At 53.1% G+C, this 16446-nt stretch carries 17 protein-coding genes; 9 read left to right on the forward strand and 8 right to left on the reverse strand.

Annotated features, from left to right (window positions below; translation table 11 throughout):
- Positions 1 to 13: 13 nt before the first annotated feature.
- From ACPUC8_RS01495 to yoaA, 3 genes are read right to left on the reverse strand one after another with little or no spacing between them, the layout of a single operon-like run.
- Positions 14 to 610, reverse strand: a complete 597-nt coding sequence (locus ACPUC8_RS01495; RefSeq protein ID WP_058969559.1) for a Slp family lipoprotein — start codon at positions 608 to 610, stop codon at positions 14 to 16.
- Positions 611 to 669: 59 nt separating this feature from the next.
- Positions 670 to 1368, reverse strand: coding sequence for a tRNA (adenosine(37)-N6)-threonylcarbamoyltransferase complex dimerization subunit type 1 TsaB (gene tsaB / locus ACPUC8_RS01500; protein WP_494925479.1), 699 nt, complete (start codon positions 1366 to 1368; stop codon positions 670 to 672).
- A 52-nt stretch (positions 1369 to 1420) separates the two neighbouring features.
- Positions 1421 to 3331 carry a DNA repair helicase YoaA gene (gene yoaA / locus ACPUC8_RS01505; RefSeq protein ID WP_494925480.1) on the reverse strand — a complete coding sequence of 637 codons (1911 nt, stop codon included), beginning with the start codon at positions 3329 to 3331 and terminating at the stop codon, positions 1421 to 1423.
- 123 nt (positions 3332 to 3454) lie between these two features.
- Here yoaA and ACPUC8_RS01510 point away from each other — a divergent pair, with 123 nt between their 5' ends.
- A complete protein-coding gene (locus ACPUC8_RS01510) occupies positions 3455 to 3799 on the forward strand; it encodes a RidA family protein (RefSeq protein ID WP_039335429.1) in 345 nt (114 codons plus the stop codon).
- A gap of 12 nt (positions 3800 to 3811) precedes the next feature.
- Here ACPUC8_RS01510 and ACPUC8_RS01515 read toward each other — a convergent pair whose 3' ends face one another.
- Entirely contained in the window at positions 3812 to 4009 is a 198-nt protein-coding gene (locus ACPUC8_RS01515) for a YoaH family protein (protein ID WP_039335427.1), read from the reverse strand.
- Positions 4010 to 4119: 110 nt separating this feature from the next.
- Between ACPUC8_RS01515 and pabB the strand changes: the two genes are divergently transcribed.
- The 4 genes from pabB to ACPUC8_RS01535 all read left to right on the forward strand — a co-directional run bounded on the left by pabB (position 4120) and on the right by ACPUC8_RS01535 (position 9385).
- Complete coding sequence (pabB, locus tag ACPUC8_RS01520; protein ID WP_494925481.1) at positions 4120 to 5478, forward strand: aminodeoxychorismate synthase component 1; 1359 nt, start codon at positions 4120 to 4122, stop codon at positions 5476 to 5478.
- Positions 5479 to 6048, forward strand: coding sequence for a CoA pyrophosphatase (locus ACPUC8_RS01525; protein WP_058969566.1), 570 nt, complete (start codon positions 5479 to 5481; stop codon positions 6046 to 6048).
- Positions 6049 to 6239: 191 nt separating this feature from the next.
- Positions 6240 to 7604, forward strand: coding sequence for an L-serine ammonia-lyase (sdaA, locus tag ACPUC8_RS01530; RefSeq protein WP_039335423.1), 1365 nt, complete (start codon positions 6240 to 6242; stop codon positions 7602 to 7604).
- 218 nt (positions 7605 to 7822) lie between these two features.
- Positions 7823 to 9385, forward strand: a complete 1563-nt coding sequence (locus ACPUC8_RS01535) for an EAL domain-containing protein (protein WP_039335422.1) — start codon at positions 7823 to 7825, stop codon at positions 9383 to 9385.
- 259 nt (positions 9386 to 9644) lie between these two features.
- On the opposite strand, the gene ACPUC8_RS01540 is transcribed toward ACPUC8_RS01535, so the two are convergent.
- On the reverse strand, positions 9645 to 11213 hold the full coding sequence (locus ACPUC8_RS01540) for a TerC family protein (RefSeq protein WP_039335421.1): 1569 nt from the start codon (positions 11211 to 11213) through the stop codon (positions 9645 to 9647).
- Positions 11214 to 11724: 511 nt separating this feature from the next.
- Between ACPUC8_RS01540 and manX the strand changes: the two genes are divergently transcribed.
- The 4 genes from manX to ACPUC8_RS01560 all read left to right on the forward strand — a co-directional run bounded on the left by manX (position 11725) and on the right by ACPUC8_RS01560 (position 14962).
- Positions 11725 to 12690: a PTS mannose transporter subunit IIAB gene (manX, locus tag ACPUC8_RS01545; protein ID WP_039335420.1), complete on the forward strand. Its 966-nt coding sequence runs from the start codon at positions 11725 to 11727 to the stop codon at positions 12688 to 12690.
- 57 nt (positions 12691 to 12747) lie between these two features.
- Positions 12748 to 13548: a PTS mannose/fructose/sorbose transporter subunit IIC gene (locus ACPUC8_RS01550; RefSeq protein WP_039335419.1), complete on the forward strand. Its 801-nt coding sequence runs from the start codon at positions 12748 to 12750 to the stop codon at positions 13546 to 13548.
- 14 nt (positions 13549 to 13562) lie between these two features.
- Positions 13563 to 14408: a PTS mannose transporter subunit IID gene (locus ACPUC8_RS01555; protein WP_039335418.1), complete on the forward strand. Its 846-nt coding sequence runs from the start codon at positions 13563 to 13565 to the stop codon at positions 14406 to 14408.
- A gap of 95 nt (positions 14409 to 14503) precedes the next feature.
- Positions 14504 to 14962 carry a DUF986 family protein gene (locus ACPUC8_RS01560; RefSeq protein ID WP_039335416.1) on the forward strand — a complete coding sequence of 153 codons (459 nt, stop codon included), beginning with the start codon at positions 14504 to 14506 and terminating at the stop codon, positions 14960 to 14962.
- Here ACPUC8_RS01560 and rlmA read toward each other — a convergent pair.
- From rlmA to ACPUC8_RS01575, 3 genes are all read right to left on the reverse strand, one after another.
- Positions 14935 to 15765 (reverse strand): 23S rRNA (guanine(745)-N(1))-methyltransferase, encoded by an 831-nt coding sequence (gene rlmA / locus ACPUC8_RS01565; protein ID WP_494925482.1) that lies wholly within the window; start codon positions 15763 to 15765, stop codon positions 14935 to 14937. The two genes, ACPUC8_RS01560 and rlmA, sit on opposite strands and share 28 nt — an antisense overlap.
- A gap of 137 nt (positions 15766 to 15902) precedes the next feature.
- Positions 15903 to 16112, reverse strand: a complete 210-nt coding sequence (cspE, locus tag ACPUC8_RS01570) for a transcription antiterminator/RNA stability regulator CspE (RefSeq protein ID WP_034828712.1) — start codon at positions 16110 to 16112, stop codon at positions 15903 to 15905.
- Positions 16113 to 16195: 83 nt separating this feature from the next.
- Positions 16196 to 16270, reverse strand: a complete 75-nt coding sequence (locus tag ACPUC8_RS01575; RefSeq protein ID WP_153011405.1) for a DUF2627 domain-containing protein — start codon at positions 16268 to 16270, stop codon at positions 16196 to 16198.
- Between the last annotated feature and the right edge of the window lie 176 nt (positions 16271 to 16446).

Raw genomic sequence — 16446 nt, forward strand, 5'->3', positions numbered from 1 at the left:
TAATAATAATGGGTTATTCGGTAAGGATGGTTTGCACCTGCGCTGGGCCGGTGTTCATGTTCATCCCCCAATAGGGGTTAGGCCCCCAGTAACCTGGGTGACGACGCGTCGGACCATACCAAATCCATGGATCTATCGGTTGAGGCGGTGTCATCACTTGCTGTGTTAAGTGCCAACGTTGATAGCCACGCACATCCACCACCACAAAGTTGTAACTGGCTTTGCCAATTTCACCTTTTTCAACGCCTTTAATATTTCCCAGCACCGTGACGTATTGGTTGTTCAGGTCAACGGGATCGACAAATCCACGGATGTCGGCAAATATCCGGCCAACGGAAGCGGCACCTAATTGAGGACGCGCGCTGTCATCCAGCGGCTGAGTGGCAATCTCCAGGCGGGTTAAACCGGTCAGATTCGTCACTTTTACCACTTTCCCACCAAAACGCGACTCCTGCCCGACATACAACTGTGGAGCATTCATCACACGTAATAAATCTTGCTGTGGAAGCTGAGAACTCCCTTTAATGGAATCTGGCACCGAAACGCAACCGCTCAGCAGTAACGCGCAGGCTAACAGAGCGCCAGACATCCCTTTACGACTCATTGGCATAGCACTTCTCCTGTTATTTCTCAGTTAGACTGAGCGGTGACGGAATAGTTGCGTATCGCTTAGCGGCCAGGCAACTTTTTCCATGCCACTTCATTACGCAAATAAACCGGTTCCGCATGCTCTACCGCGACAGTTTCACCGCGCTGTAAGGCACACTGCGCCAGCGGCAACATGTCTTCCGCCGCAGGCAGTGTGACGTCGGTGGTCATTAACTTAGCCACCGAGCCATTCAGCAGATGGGGATAAGCCTGCCAGCCAGTGCCGACTGTTGCCCATTCACCGCTCAACTGCGCGATGCGTGCCTCTGCCGCTTCGGGCTTGAGCACGGCTTCAGTTTCTGCACCCAGCCATTCGCCATTTTCATCACGCTGATATTCTGCCCAATACACTTCTCCCATGCGCGCATCAATAGCTGCCAACACGCGCGTGGCGCCCGTCAAGCGCCATGCGCCTTGCGCCATGGTGGCGAGTGAGGAGACGCCAATCATCGGCAAGTTCGCACCTAATGCCAGCCCTTGGGCAATACCAATGCCAATACGCACGCCAGTAAAGCTGCCCGGACCGCGTCCAAACGCTAACGCGTCAAGCGCCGTCAGGTCCAGTTGCTGTAACTGCAACAGCTCCTGCACCAAGGGTAATATGCGTTGGGTATGATCGCGCGGGGCGATTTCGAAACGGGCATCGATCTGCTGCTGGTTGAGCAGCGCGGCAGAACAGGCTTCTGTCGCCGTGTCCAGGGCTAAAATTCGGGCGGACATAACAACCTCTGAGAGTCAAAATGGCGCGCATCTTAACATAGCCTGGCACAAATTACTGATTCTCTGCCCGACGAACAAATTCAATAGCGCGGAGGAGATCACGGGTACGCGGCGTAGGTGGCAAGCTGTTGAGAAACAATCCGCCATAGGGACGAGAAACCAGACGCTGATCGCAAATCACCAATACGCCGCGATCTTCGGTATCACGAATTAAACGGCCCACCCCCTGTTTCAGCGTGATCACCGCGTCCGGCAGTTGCACATCATTGAACGGATCGCCGCCGCGTACCCGGCAATCTTCCATGCGTGCTTTTAATAAGGGATCCTCGGGTGAGGTAAACGGTAGCTTATCGATGATCACTAATGACAGTGCATCACCGCGCACATCAACGCCCTCCCAGAAACTGCTGGTTGCCACCAGCAGCGCATTCCCCGCCTCAAGGAATTGCTTCAGCAGTTGCCCTTTGCTGGTTTCACCTTGCAGCAAAACCGGCAAGGTCATGGAAGCGCGAAATTCTGCGGCCAGCTCTCGCATCATTTTGTGTGAGGTACACAGGAAGAAACAGCGGCCTTTATTGGCATCGATCAGGGGTTTCATCATGCGCGCAAGCTGACGTGCACCTCCGGGCTGATTAGGTTCAGGCATATTACGCGGCACGCACAACAACGCCTGCTGTGCATAATCGAATGGGCTATCGAGGATCAGCGTTTTCGCTTTATCGACGCCAAGACGACTGGAGAAGTGGCTCATTTGCTCATTGACGGCGAGTGTAGCGGAGGTAAATACCCAGGCCGCTTTGCGGTTATCCATCACTTCACGAAAACGTTCCGCGACGGATAGCGGGGTCAGTGCCAACGTGAAATGGCGACTGGTACATTCATACCAGTAACTGAAACCGGGTTCATCAATGGCACGCAGCCGTTTCAGACGTGTGCGATACAGCGCAGCGCGCTCAAAGGCCGCATCCAACAGCGCCGAGCGCCCTAAAGATAATTTGATGACGTCGTAACACAGCTCCAGCGCATCATCCAGCAACGTAAACATGCGCATGATGTTGTTATCACTGAGCAGATCGCGCAGGTTGCCACGAAAACCGGGTTCACCTAAGGTAAGACGAAAATCCTGAGCGCACTGTGCGAGGCGGTCAGCCGATTTCTGCAACTGCTGCACATCACGCACTTCGGTGCGGTAGGCAATGATGATGTCTTTGGCGAGATCCTGAAGCTGGCGGCTGGAAAGCTGTTGGCCAAAATACTGGCTGGCGATATCGGGCAACTGATGGGCTTCATCGAAGATCATCACATCGGCTTCCGGGATTAACTCACCGAAACCGCCCTCTTTCACCACTAAATCGGCCAGGAACAGATGGTGATTCACCACCACCACATCCGCATCCATGGCCTTTTTACGGGCTTTCACCACAAAACAATCTTTGTACAACGGACAGTCACTGCCGAGACAGTTATCGTTGGTGCTGGTGACAAAAGGCCAGATGGGGCTGTCTTCCGCCACGTCGGTGCAACTGCTGACATCGCCATCAACGGTTTGCGATGACCAACTGCGCACGTTGATCAGATCGCCCAGCGCCTGCACGGTAAGATCGCCACCCGTTTGATTTTGCTGTTCAAGGCGCTCAAGACATAAATAATTTGAGCGCCCTTTCAGTAACGCGGTTTTGCCGCTGAATTTGAGTGCCCGCGCAATGGTCGGCAGGTCACGATTGTAGAGCTGGTCCTGTAACGCTTTGGAGCCGGTAGAGACGATGACCTTTTTCTTCGCGCGCAATGCGGGTGCCAGATAGGCATAGGTTTTCCCGGTACCGGTGCCGGCTTCAACCACCAGCTCTCCGCCATTGCCCACCGCTTCCATGACGGCCTGCGCCATTTCACGCTGTGCTGCTCGAGGTTTAAATCCCGGAATCGCCTGCGCTAGCGCACCATCAGTTGCAAAATCGTCTGCCACACATCCTCACCGATTGCCCAAAAACACTGTAATTATGTCAGGATTCCCGTGAGGCGACCACAACAGATGACAGCGGCCCATGGGTTATGGCAGGCTAGCGCAGCGAATTTACAGGAGAACACCATGACCATTACGCGTATCGATCCCGAACATCGTATGTCCGAAGCCGTCGTACATAACGAAACCGTGTATTACACCAGCGTGCCAGAGAATCTGGATGAAGATGCGGAAGCGCAAACCGCCAACGCGCTGGCGGTGATTGACGCGATTTTGACTCGCGTCGGATCAGATAAGAGCAAAATCCTCGATGCCACCATTTTTCTGGTCGACAAAGCGGATTTCCCGGCGATGAATCGTGCATGGGATGCCTGGGTATCACCGGGTAATGCACCGGTACGCTGCACCGTGCAGGCGGGCCTGATGAACCCGAAATATAAAGTCGAAATCAAGATCATCGCCGCATTATAAAGTGTTCGGGCGTTACTCGTCGGCCTCTTCTTCTGACTCATCGTCTTCGAAAAGCGCCCGAATACCTTCACCTTGATAAGTTTGGCGGATCTCCTGCGCCACCTGCGCAATCGCCTGACCACTCGCCATACCGCCTGCCATCAATTCCTGGATACGTTCAACCGCTTGTTGCTGCTGTTCATGAGATAAAGCCGGAAGACCTGTAAACATGATTCACTCCTGGTGCGAAAAGGGGCGCATTATTCCATGCGGAACAAACAGGTGCCAGCCACAAAAAAATATGCCAGGCTACGCACTTGCTTGCTGGATTAATTTGCCCGATGACCGTACACACGCTTAGCCTGAAGTATACCCCGGATACGATATTGCACCGTTTTTCTGCCCTGGCCCATCGTCCATGGGCGATGTTGCTCACTTCCGGTCATGCCGAACATGCAGATAATCGCTTTGATATTCTGACCGCCGATCCACGCGCTACCCTGACCACGCGTGGCGACATCACTGAGATCGACTGTGACGGTAAAGTGCTGCTCTCTGCCGACGACCCGCTGCAGCTGGTACAGCAGCAGTGTGATGAGCTGGGCATTAAACCTGAAAGTCACCCCGAGCTGCCTTTCCAGGGCGGTGCACTGGGCCTGTTTGGCTATGATCTCGGACGACGTTTTGAAACGCTGCCACAGCGTGCCGAGCAGGATCTCACTACGCCGGATATGGCTGTGGGCATTTATGACTGGGCACTGATTGCTGACCATCAACTGCGCACCCTAACCCTTATTTCACTGGTGAATGCCGAACAACGCTGGCGTTGGCTACAAGCGCAAGCCGTACCGCAGCCCAAAACCTTTGCACTAACCAGTGACTGGCAGTCAAACCTGACTTTTGAACAGTACGCGGATCGTTTTCAGGCGGTGCAGGATTACATTCAGGCGGGTGACTGCTATCAGGTGAATCTGGCGCAACGTTTTCAGGCGCGCTATCAGGGTGACGAATGGCAGGCCTTTCTGAGTTTGAATCGTGATAATCGCGCGCCATTCAGTGCGTTTATTCGTTTGCCAAAAAGCGTACTGATGAGCTTGTCGCCGGAACGTTTTCTCTCACTAGAGCAGCAAGAGATTGAAACCCGTCCGATTAAAGGCACGTTGCCGCGCCTTGCGGATCCTGACGCCGATCGGTTGCAGGCAGAGAAACTCGCCCATTCCGAGAAGGACCGTGCCGAAAACTTGATGATTGTTGATTTGCTGCGCAATGATATTGGCCGCGTTGCGGAACCAGGCAGTGTCAGCGTGCCGGAGCTGTTTGTGGTGGAGCCTTTCCCCGCTGTTCACCACCTGGTCAGCACCATTCGCGCCCGATTGCCGCAACATCTCACGGCCACGGACCTTCTGCGTGCCTGCTTCCCTGGTGGCTCCATCACCGGCGCGCCAAAGATCCGCGCCATGGAGATCATTGAAGAGTTAGAGCCGCAGCGCCGTAACGCCTGGTGTGGCAGCATCGGTTACATCAGTTTATGCGGCCGTATGGACACCAGCATCACGATCCGCACCCTGATTGCCGAGAACCAGCAGCTTTATTGTGCTGCCGGTGGGGGGCTCGTGGCGGACAGCGATGTTGAACTGGAATATCAGGAGACCTTTCACAAGGTTAACCGCATCCTCCCCTGCCTGAGCGGCGAGGTCTAAATGAGTCTGACCCTGGAGCAGTTCCTGAACCGTTTTGTCATGCAACCCCCGCTCACCGTGCCTAAAAGCGCGATAAGTGGGCGGCGGGCGGCGGTGCTGGTCCCGGTGATCGATGGGCCAGAACCCGGTTTGCTGCTGACGCGTCGTTCATCGCATTTACGCAAGCACGCAGGCCAGGTGGCCTTCCCGGGCGGCATGCAGGACGCCACCGATGATTCACTGGTTTTTACCGCACTGCGTGAAGCGGAAGAGGAAGTGGGCATACAGCCAAAACACGTCAGGGTCGTTGGCGTGTTGCCGCCGGTGACCAGCAGTACGGGCTTTGCCGTGACACCGGTGGTAGGTGTTATCCCCGCTGGATTGCCGCTGAACATCAATCCAGATGAAGTAGAAAGTACCTTTGCCATGCCCTTAGCCGAAGCGTTGCGCATCAGTCGTTACAGTGGCATGACGCTGCGTCGCGGACATCGCCAGCATCAGGTGTGGCTATCGTGGTATGAAGATTATTTTATCTGGGGCATGACCGCAGGTATTATCCGCGCCCTCGGCCAGCAAATCGCCCTCTCCTGATTTTCCCGTCTCGTTCACCTTACTCGACCCATTCGCTCTCTTTCACCATGGTGATAATGGATAACTATTTCTGTGGTTTATAATTAGTTTATTTCATGCGAAAAGCTGTTCGTTGCGGCACGCAGGCGATTACTATTAGCCGCATAAACGGCTCTGGCCGTGCAAAATAAGATTTGTGAGGAGTGTCACCGGTGATTAGTGTTTTCGACATGTTCAAAGTGGGTATTGGCCCATCCAGTTCACATACTGTCGGTCCGATGAAAGCGGGCAAGCAGTTTGTTGATCTGTTGGTCGAACAAGGCAAACTGCAGGACGTCACGCGCGTTTCAGTCGACGTGTACGGCTCATTGTCGCTGACGGGCAAAGGTCACCATACCGATATCGCCATTATTATGGGGCTGGCCGGCTTCGAACCCGCTACGGTCGATATCGATAGCATTCCTGCCTTTATTAAAGACGTTGAACAGCGTGAACGGTTATTGCTGGCAAAAGGGGCTCACGAAGTCGATTTCCCGCGCGAAGGGGGCATGGTGTTCCGCAGTGAAAACCTGTCGCTGCACGAAAACGGCATGACAGTGTTTGCCTTCGCGGGTGATTTGCTGATCCTCAGTAAAACCTACTATTCCATTGGCGGTGGCTTTATCGTCGATGAAGAGCATTTTGGCCAATCGGTACTGGATGAAGTTTCTGTACCGTACGCATTTAACTCCGCTAAGGAATTACTCAGCCACTGCCGTGAAACCGGCCTGTCCCTTTCCGGCCTGGTGATGAAGAACGAGCTGGCCTTGCATACACGTGACGAAATCAACGATTACTTCGGCAACGTGTGGCAGACCATGCAAGCCTGTATCGATCGGGGTCTGAATACCGAAGGGGTATTGCCAGGCCCATTGCGCGTGCCACGCCGTGCGGCATCACTGCGCCGTTTACTGGTCTCCTCGACCAAGCACTCCAACGATCCGATGAACGTTATCGACTGGATCAACATGTTTGCGCTGGCAGTGAACGAAGAGAACGCTGCAGGCGGACGTGTGGTGACCGCGCCGACGAATGGTGCCTGTGGCATTGTTCCGGCAGTGCTCGCCTACTACGATCACTTTATTGAAACGGTTACCCCGGACATTTTCGTCCGTTACTTCCTCGCCTCAGGTGCGATAGGCGTGCTGTATAAAATGAATGCTTCCATTTCCGGTGCGGAAGTCGGCTGTCAGGGTGAAGTCGGCGTGGCCTGTTCTATGGCAGCGGCCGGTCTGGCCGAGTTGCTGGGTGCCAGCCCAGAGCAGGTGTGTGTGGCGGCAGAAATCGGTATGGAACATAACCTGGGTCTGACGTGTGATCCGGTAGCGGGACAGGTGCAGGTGCCCTGCATTGAACGCAACGCCATTGCTTCAGTGAAGGCGATCAACGCCGCACGCATGGCGCTGCGCCGCACCAGCGAACCCCGCGTTTCACTGGATAAGGTGATCGAGACCATGTATGAGACAGGCAAAGATATGAATGCAAAATATCGTGAGACTTCACGTGGTGGACTGGCAATTAAGGTGCAGTGCGATTGACCGTTAACGATGAAAAAAGCGCCAATTGAACTTTTTTCTGCATCCTGCTCTACCTCAGAGTGAGTAAACCATATACATTGATTTGAGCGCGGCCCTTAGTGGCCGCGCTGTTTTTTAGTGCCGAATTATTTATTAAGGCACGCTAAACCTGGCCGCCTCTATGCCGATAACCTACACGTTAATTTGGCTTCAATCTTTGTTTTGCAAGGTGGTTACTGATGCTCATTCCCCAGCAATTTGTCGGTCAATTTCGCCGTAAGCGCCTGCTTATTGCGTTAGTGATCGCAGCGCTGGTTCTGATTCTTACGCTGACTTTTCGCTATATCGAAGAGAAGTCGCGTATTGAGCAGCAGTCATTAAATTTCGCCTCGCGCGCCATTGAGCGCTTTGACCGCATGTTCTCGCCACTTGATGTGTCAGCCAACAACACCCTTGGGTTGGTTGGCGTGCCCTGTGCGCAAGTGCGCTATCCGCTGATTGAGAAAATCTCGGCGTTGCAGACCGTTCGCACTATCCTGCTGGTGCAGGACGACAGCATTTACTGCTCCAGCATTTATGGCCCACGCAATATTTCCTTTAGCCAGACTTACCCTGAGCTGGCGATTAATAACCAACGCATGATGCTCACCACAGATAACTATCTGTTGAAGGGCTCTCCAGTGCTGCTGCTGTGGACGCCTAAGTCGCTGGATAACCGCGATGGTCTGCTGCAGGTGATTAACGTTGAGTTGATGACCAACTACCTGCTGGAGCCACAGTTGCCGTGGGTTGAACGTGCCATTTTCAATGTGGGCGGTCAAAGCCTGGAGTACGGTAATCCACTGATTGAACACACGGTGCCATCGGAAGATGAGGTGGCTTACGATCAGTCATCGCTGCGTTATCCGTTTAGCATTACGTTGTATGGACCTTCTCCGGCTCGTCTGGCGTTGAATACGCTTCCCTCTCAGCTGCCTCTTGCCGTGCTGCTGAGTTTGCTCATCGGTTACATCGTTTGGCTGGCTACTGCGAATCGCATGAGCCTGAGCTGGCAGATCAGTTACGGCATCACAGCAAACGAATTTATGGTGTATTGCCAGCCGCTGATTAATGCAAAAAGTGGCGAATGTGATGGCTTTGAACTGCTGTTGCGCTGGCATAACCCTCGTCAAGGTTGGATTGCCCCCGATGTGTTTATCCCCTTGGCTGAGCGTCAAAATCTGATTGCACCCTTGACCCGTTTTGTTCTGGCAAAAGTCGTGGATGAGTTGCCAAATTTGCCGCAGTGTCCATCTTTCCATATTGCCATTAACGTCGCTGCCAGCCATTTCCGCGACCGCGCGATAGTAGAAGACTTACAGAGTATTTGGTGGCCGGCAAACCCTCTACCGAAACTGGTGGTGGAACTAACCGAACGCGATGCCTTACCGGTGATTGATCAGTCTGTGGTGTCACAACTGCATGAAATTGGCGTGCGTTTGGCGATTGACGATTTCGGCACCGGCCACAGTTCCCTTGCCTACCTTAAGGATCTGAAGCCAGACGTGCTGAAGATTGACAAGATTTTTACCGCAGCGATTGGCACCGATGCCATTAACGCTACAGTCACGGATATGGTGATTTCCCTGGCACAGCGTTTGAATATTGCGCTGGTCGCCGAAGGTGTCGAAACCGCTGAGCAGGCGCACTATCTGCGTGAACGCGGTGTCGACCATTTGCAGGGTTACTACTATGCCCGCCCGATGCCAATTGAGGATTTCCCGGTGTGGCTGGAGCAGCATTTGGCGCATTTGAGTGCGTAAGATGTAGGTGGAGATTTCTGCAGGGCCCGCGTGTAACAGCCAGTAAAGGGGATGTTCCGTAAAGTCGGCGTAAATACCTCCCTGTAGCCTCGACCGCCGCATCCTTGCGGCGGACGCTTTACTCCTCATTCCCCTTTACCGGCTTTATCAAGCATCATGCGCGTTGTATAGGGTAATCAAAGGCGGCAGCGGTTTAATCTTCCAAAAACAAAAAAGCCGTCTTTCGACGGCCTTACTTGTAGCGATATTATCTTAATATCTACGCTTCATGTTCTTCATCATCATGCGGCTTGTCTTTGGTTACACGCACCAGATCGATGCGGTAGTCCGTAGCCTCAATGATTTGGAAATGCAGCGGTGGCAAGTCAATGACTTCACCTGGCTGTGGCAGTTGGCCCTTCTGGGCGATCAGTAAACCGGCCAGCGAAGCATGGTCCTCTTCCGGGTTCACCAGCTCATGATAATCCAGCAACTGCTGCAGTGAATGCAGATCGGTTCCGCCTTTCACTAACCAGCCATCACCATCGGCAATCACGTCTGGGGTTTCATCTTCATCCGGGAATTCACCGGCAATGGCTTCCAGTACGTCCAGCGGGGTGATCAAACCTTGCACCACACCAAACTCGTTAGTGACAATGACAAAGCTACCTTTAGCGCGGCGCAAGACGCCCAACAGGTTGATCGGATCCAGCGTTTCCGGCACCACGATTGCCGGCGTATTGGCGGCAAAGGTCGCAACATCCATACCGTGCTCCAGCGCCACGAGCAGCTCTTTCGCGCGCACTACACCGATGATTTCATCCAACTCACCCCGACATACCGGGAACAGGCTGTGTGGCGTATCCAGCAACTGAATACGAATCTCATCCAGTGGGCGCGAAACGTCGACCCACGAGATGTTGCCGCGCGGCGTCATGATGCTGCGAATAGAGCGCTGAGAAAGCGTTAACACACCGTTAATCATGTAACGCTCTTCGTCTTTAAATGCTTCCTGCGGCATCGCTTGCGTCAAAGCGGCTTCTTCGGTGGTGACCGGCTGATGACTCTGGCGGCGGCCACCCATCAGACGCAGAATGGCTTCGGCGGTGCGCTCGCGCATCGGGCGATGTTCCTGATGACGAATAAAGTTACGGCGCGCAATCTGGTTGAACAACTCAATGACGATAGAGAAGCCAATCGCGGCGTACAGATAACCTTTCGGAATGTGGAAGCCAAAGCCTTCTGCCACCAGTGACAAACCGATCATCAACAGGAAACTCAGACACAACACCACCACCGTTGGGTGCTCATTCACAAAACGCGTCAACGGTTTAGAAGCCAACAGCATCACACCCATGGCGATCACTACGGCGGTCATCATCACCGGCAGATGGTTCACCATACCCACGGCGGTGATCACCGCATCGAGTGAGAACACGGCGTCCAGCACCACGATCTGAATCACCACTGCCCAGAAACTGGCATACCCTTTATTGCCCTGATGATCCATGCCCCGGCTTTCCAGCCGCTCATGCAGTTCCATGGTTCCTTTGAATAACAGGAACAAGCCACCGAACAACAGAATTAAATCTCGCCCGGAAAAACTGAAATCGCCTACGCTGAATAGGGGCCGTGTCAATGTCACGATCCACGAAATCAACGACAGTAAGCCCAGTCGCATCACTAATGCGAGGGAAAGGCCGATCAGACGCGCTTTATCGCGCTGCTTCGGCGGCAATTTATCCGCCAGGATAGCGATAAAGACCAGGTTATCGATACCGAGAACGATTTCGAGCACGATTAGCGTCAGTAAACCCGCCCAAATTGAGGGGTCGAAGAGAATTTCCATCAATGACTCCTTACAACACAAATGGGCGAACGAAACTGAGCCTGCGCCAGAGGGCGAGACGGAAGATCGTTAGCAATTGAGGTCACGCTGAAGAGCGTTGAAGCATGCGCCAGAAAGCGCTGAGCACAAGTTGAGCGACGTCGGTGACGGTCCATAAAGGTGAGCTGAAGCCCGGTACTCCTGAATATTAAACAGATCGCTAATGTATCAGTTACATCAACTACGTCAAAAAATTTTATTACATTTACAAACAATTGCGCTAACGCATGAATCACGCAGTTAAATGCAATTTTGCAGGGTTACGCTCGAAATAGCTGACAAACATCACATAAATTATTTTTTCGCACACTAAAATAAATCGCGACCTTATCGCTGTGCAGCGGACAGTTTCGGATTATTTATTGATGCGTTTCTTCATCTTAGACCAAAACGATCCACCTGAAACAACAACGGTAATTCTCAATGATTCCCGGCGAAGCCAGAGAATCTCTCATGCGAACGGAGGTAGCAAGTGACCATTGCTATTGTAATTGGTACACATGGCTGGGCGGCAGAACAGCTGCTTAAAACAGCAGAAATGTTGTTGGGTGAGCAGGAAAATGTCGGATGGATTGATTTCGTGCCCGGCGAAAATGCAGAAACGCTAATTGAAAAGTATCAGGCGCGACTGGCCGATCTCGACACGTCCAAGGGCGTGCTGTTCCTGGTCGATACCTGGGGTGGCAGTCCTTTCAACGCGGCCAGCCGCATTGTGGTGGACAAGCCGGGTTACGATGTCATCGCCGGGGTGAACATCCCGATGCTGGTTGAAACCCTGATGGGCCGTGATGACAACCCGTCACTGGAGGAACTGATTCACATTGCGGTGGAAGCCGGTCGGGAAGGCGTAAAAGCCTTGAAGACCGAAACCCCTGCCCAAGCCGCACCAGCCCCTGTCGCGGCAAAAGCCCCTGCCCAACCGCAAAAACCACTCGGCCCAGATGAACATATGAAGATCGGGCTTGCCCGTATCGATGACCGTCTGATTCACGGCCAGGTGGCCACTCGCTGGACCAAAGAGACCAACGTCACACGCATCATTGTCGTCAGCGATGAAGTCGCCAACGACACCGTGCGTAAGACATTGCTGACCCAAGTGGCACCGCCGGGAGTCACCGCGCACGTTGTGGACATCGATAAGATGATTCGCGTGTGGAATAACCCGAAATATGGCCGCGATCGCGTGATGCTTCTGTTCACCAATCCTACCGATGTGGAACGGATCGTTGAACAAGGCGTTGACATCAAGTCGGTCAATATCGGCGGTATGGCATTCAAGCAGGGTAAAACCCAGGTCAACAATGCGGTTTCCGTCGATGAGAAAGATATCGTTGCCTTCCGCAAGCTGAATGAACGTGGCATCGAACTGGAAGTGCGTAAAGTCTCGAACGACCCGAGGCTGAAAATGATGGACCTGATCGCGAAGGTCAATCAGTAGTTCGCTTTTGCCTGCGCTGGCGGGCGAATACTTGAGACCTTGCTGAGGAGAAAAGCAATGGAAATAACCACGCTACAAATCATCCTGATATTTATTGTGGCTTGTATTGCCGGGATGGGTTCAATTCTTGATGAGTTCCAGTTCCACCGTCCACTGGTGGCTTGTACCCTGATTGGTGCAGTCCTGGGTGACATGAAAACCGGTATCATCATCGGTGGTACCCTTGAAATGATCGCACTGGGCTGGATGAACATCGGTGCAGCGGTTGCACCCGATGCGGCTCTGGCGTCCATCATCTCTACCATTCTGGTTATTGCCGGTGGACAGAGCGTCGGTGCCGGTATTGCCCTGGCCATCCCACTGGCTGCTGCCGGTCAGGTTCTGACCATTATCGTACGTACCATTACCGTCGCCTTCCAACACGCTGCCGATAAGGCCGCGGAGAAAGGTAACCTGAGCGCCATCAGCTGGATCCACGTTTCAGCCCTGGTGTTGCAGGCAATGCGTATCGCCATCCCTGCGTTGATTGTCGCGATTTCAGTCGGCACCAGCGTGGTACAGGAACTGCTGAACTCTATTCCTGAAGTGGTCACCAATGGTCTGAATATCGCCGGTGGTATGATCGTCGTCGTCGGTTATGCGATGGTCATCAACATGATGCGTGCAGGCTACCTGATGCCGTTCTTCTATCTGGGTTTTGTTACCGCGGCCTTCACCAACTTCAACCTGGTTGCACTGGGCGTGATTGGCGTGGTTATGGCGATTCTCTATATCCAGCTGGCGCCAAAATATAATCGCACAGCGGGCGCTGCTGCGGCCGGTCCTGCGCACAACGACCTCGACAACGAACTCGACTAGGAACAGGTGAAATCATGGTTGATACAACTAACACTGAAAAGAAACTCACCCCGAGCGACGTCCGTGGTGTGTTCATCCGCTCTAACCTGTTTCAGGGTTCCTGGAACTTTGAACGTATGCAGGCGCTGGGTTTCTGCTTCTCAATGGTACCGGTGATCCGTCGCCTTTACCCTGAGAACAATGATGACCGTAAACAGGCAATCAAACGTCACCTGGAGTTCTTCAACACCCACCCTTACGTGGCGGCACCGGTATTGGGTGTCACCATGGCGATGGAAGAACAGCGCGCTAACGGCGCCGCCATTGATGATGCCGCGATTAACGGTATCAAAGTCGGTCTGATGGGGCCGCTGGCGGGTGTGGGTGACCCGATCTTCTGGGGTACCGTGCGTCCGGTATTCGCCGCGCTGGGTGCCGGTATCGCGATGAGCGGTAGCCTGTTGGGTCCACTGCTGTTCTTCATTCTGTTTAACGCGGTGCGTATGCTGACGCGTTACTACGGCGTGGCTTATGGCTATCGTAAAGGTGTGGATATCGTTAGCGATATGGGCGGCGGTTTCCTGCAGAAACTTACGGAGGGGGCGTCGATTCTCGGCCTGTTTGTTATGGGGGCCTTGGTCAACAAGTGGACACATGTGAACGTGCCGCTTGTGGTGTCGCGCATTACCGATCACACCGGCAAAACCACCGTCACCACCGTACAGTCGATTCTCGATCAGTTGATGCCGGGGTTAATTCCGCTGTTGCTGACCTTCGGCTGCATGTGGTTACTGCGCCGCAAAGTTAACGCACTGTGGATTATCGTCGGCTTCTTTGCCTTGGGTATCTTCGGTTACTGGATCGGCTTGCTCGGTCTGTAAAAAATCTGCCGGGAGTTAACGCTCCCGGCTGTTTTCCAGCGGCGTTACCTGAGCGTCAACGTTGAGGTAAATTCGGTTGAGGAAGAAATATTTTTATGTCACTGACTGACGCGCTGATCGCCCTGCTTATCTTCGCTTTCGCTCTGTTTGCCATCTATGATGATGCGATTCTACCGCGTCGTCATGGCCCCACTAAATTGCGTGTCGCGCTGCGCCGCCGCCATAAGATCGACAGTGGGATCTTTATCGTTTTACTGTTGATTCTTCTCTGGAATAACGTTAGCAATCACGGACCACAACTCACAACTACGCTGCTGATGGTGCTGTGTTTCATGGCCATCTGGCTGTTCTGGCTGCGCACGCCAAAACTGTTGATGAAAAATGAAGGGTTATTTTTCGGCAGCGTGTGGATCGATTATCGCCGTATTCAGAGTATGAACTTGTCTGAAGACGGCATTTTGGTGATGCAACTGGAGCAGCGTCGTTTACTGATTGCTGTGAAACAGCTCGACGACCTGGAGCGCATTTACAATACGCTGGTTGAAGCGCGTTGAACGCGCTGCCAGAGTGTCAGAATAAAATCGGCGTCGCAGTTGAAGTTGTCAGCTGCCGCCAGTTCTTGCCATACCGCTTCGCGCGCACGCCACGCAAACGGCGTCATCTGCAGCAAGCTCACCGCCTCGGCACCGCTTAAAGTCATTTCATATCGCAGGTTGTGTTGGTGAACCCGAGTAAAGCCCTCATAGGACTTCTCTTCCGCAGCGTGCAATTGTACTTCTCTGTAGATCAGCGCTTTAAACTGCTGCAAGTGATGCGGTCCCGGTGTGACAGTGAGCAAGTACCCTCCCGCTTTCACCACACGACTCAACTCCGCTTCGTTGCATGGGGCATAAATGCGCACGATGCCGTCTAGTGATGCATCTGCAAAGGGTAAGCGCTGGCTGGAGGCCACACAGAACTTCACCTGACGATAACGCCTGGCGGCCATGCGAATCGCGGCTTTGGCCACATCCAGCCCAAATAGCTGCGCTTGTGGCAATGCCTCAGCCATAGCGGCAGTGTAATAGCCTTCGCCACAGCCAATATCCAGTAGCTGTGTCGTTTGCCCGCTCAGATGTTGCGCCAGAGTCTGCGCGACGGCATCGCGTAACGGCTGATAGTGTCCTGCATCAAGAAACGCCCGACGCGCCAACAGCATTTCGGCGCTATCACCCGGTTCACGCGAGCCTTTATGCTGAACCGGCAGCAGATTGACATACCCTTCTTTCGCCTGATCGAATTGATGGCCAGCATCACAGCGAAAACTGTTCGCCTGCTGCTGCAAGGATTGATGGCAAAGGGGGCAAATCAAAGACATAGATAACTCCGGGTTAGCGATTCGCGCGCAGTTTACCCTGATCATCTGGCAACAGAAAGGATAAAGAAAAGCCCCGGTCTGAGACCGGGGCTTTAAATTCGTGTCAGTGGCGCATGGCACCAAGTCTGAGAACGAAATCAGATAGCAGTAACGTTTACTGCTGCTGGACCTTTCTGGCCGTCCTGAATTTCGAACTCAACAGCCTGGCCTTCAGCCAGAGTTTTGAAGCCGTTACCCTGGATTGCAGAGAAGTGTACGAACACATCTTTGCTGCCATCAGCAGGAGTAATGAAACCAAAACCTTTAGACTCGTTGAACCACTTAACCTGACCTTTAATCTTTGCCATTTTTGCAAATTCCTTTGATTGTTTATATTGCCCGAAGGCAGTCTTACAGAGAAACCAGAGACATTACTGAATGAGGCACTAATTTAAGGTTCGGCAAGGAAGCAGTATTCAACGTCAACGTCTTTACTCGTAACTTCTTTACTGAAGATGCCATACATAAACAGAACTGTACCTCGTTTGACCCACGAGTCGTTATCACATATTCGCAAATTAATGGCAAGCCATTTTTAAACGGTGATCGACACAACGCACATAATTGGCTGAAAAGCCGCACAGCAGACCAGTTGTCATATTGACAGCGACACATTCATATGAGCAAAAAAGGGTTATGCTT

It is taken from the genome of Pantoea sp. CFCC18177 (genome assembly GCF_059412425.1).

Excerpts from the sequence above, each read along its gene's own strand:
- ACPUC8_RS01525 (WP_058969566.1), top strand. The coding sequence starts at position 5,479 with ATGAGTCTGACCCTGGAGCAGTTCCTGAACCGTTTTGTCATGCAACCC.
- pabB (WP_494925481.1), top strand. The coding sequence starts at position 4,120 with ATGACCGTACACACGCTTAGCCTGAAGTATACCCCGGATACGATATTG.
- ACPUC8_RS01540 (WP_039335421.1), bottom strand. The coding sequence starts at position 11,213 with ATGGAAATTCTCTTCGACCCCTCAATTTGGGCGGGTTTACTGACGCTA.
- ACPUC8_RS01495 (WP_058969559.1), bottom strand. The coding sequence starts at position 610 with ATGCCAATGAGTCGTAAAGGGATGTCTGGCGCTCTGTTAGCCTGCGCG.
- cspE (WP_034828712.1), bottom strand. The coding sequence starts at position 16,112 with ATGGCAAAGATTAAAGGTCAGGTTAAGTGGTTCAACGAGTCTAAAGGT.
- ACPUC8_RS01550 (WP_039335419.1), top strand. The coding sequence starts at position 12,748 with ATGGAAATAACCACGCTACAAATCATCCTGATATTTATTGTGGCTTGT.
- ACPUC8_RS01555 (WP_039335418.1), top strand. The coding sequence starts at position 13,563 with ATGGTTGATACAACTAACACTGAAAAGAAACTCACCCCGAGCGACGTC.
- ACPUC8_RS01560 (WP_039335416.1), top strand. The coding sequence starts at position 14,504 with ATGTCACTGACTGACGCGCTGATCGCCCTGCTTATCTTCGCTTTCGCT.
- ACPUC8_RS01510 (WP_039335429.1), top strand. The coding sequence starts at position 3,455 with ATGACCATTACGCGTATCGATCCCGAACATCGTATGTCCGAAGCCGTC.
- rlmA (WP_494925482.1), bottom strand. The coding sequence starts at position 15,765 with ATGTCTTTGATTTGCCCCCTTTGCCATCAATCCTTGCAGCAGCAGGCG.
- ACPUC8_RS01535 (WP_039335422.1), top strand. The coding sequence starts at position 7,823 with ATGCTCATTCCCCAGCAATTTGTCGGTCAATTTCGCCGTAAGCGCCTG.
- tsaB (WP_494925479.1), bottom strand. The coding sequence starts at position 1,368 with ATGTCCGCCCGAATTTTAGCCCTGGACACGGCGACAGAAGCCTGTTCT.
- ACPUC8_RS01515 (WP_039335427.1), bottom strand. The coding sequence starts at position 4,009 with ATGTTTACAGGTCTTCCGGCTTTATCTCATGAACAGCAGCAACAAGCG.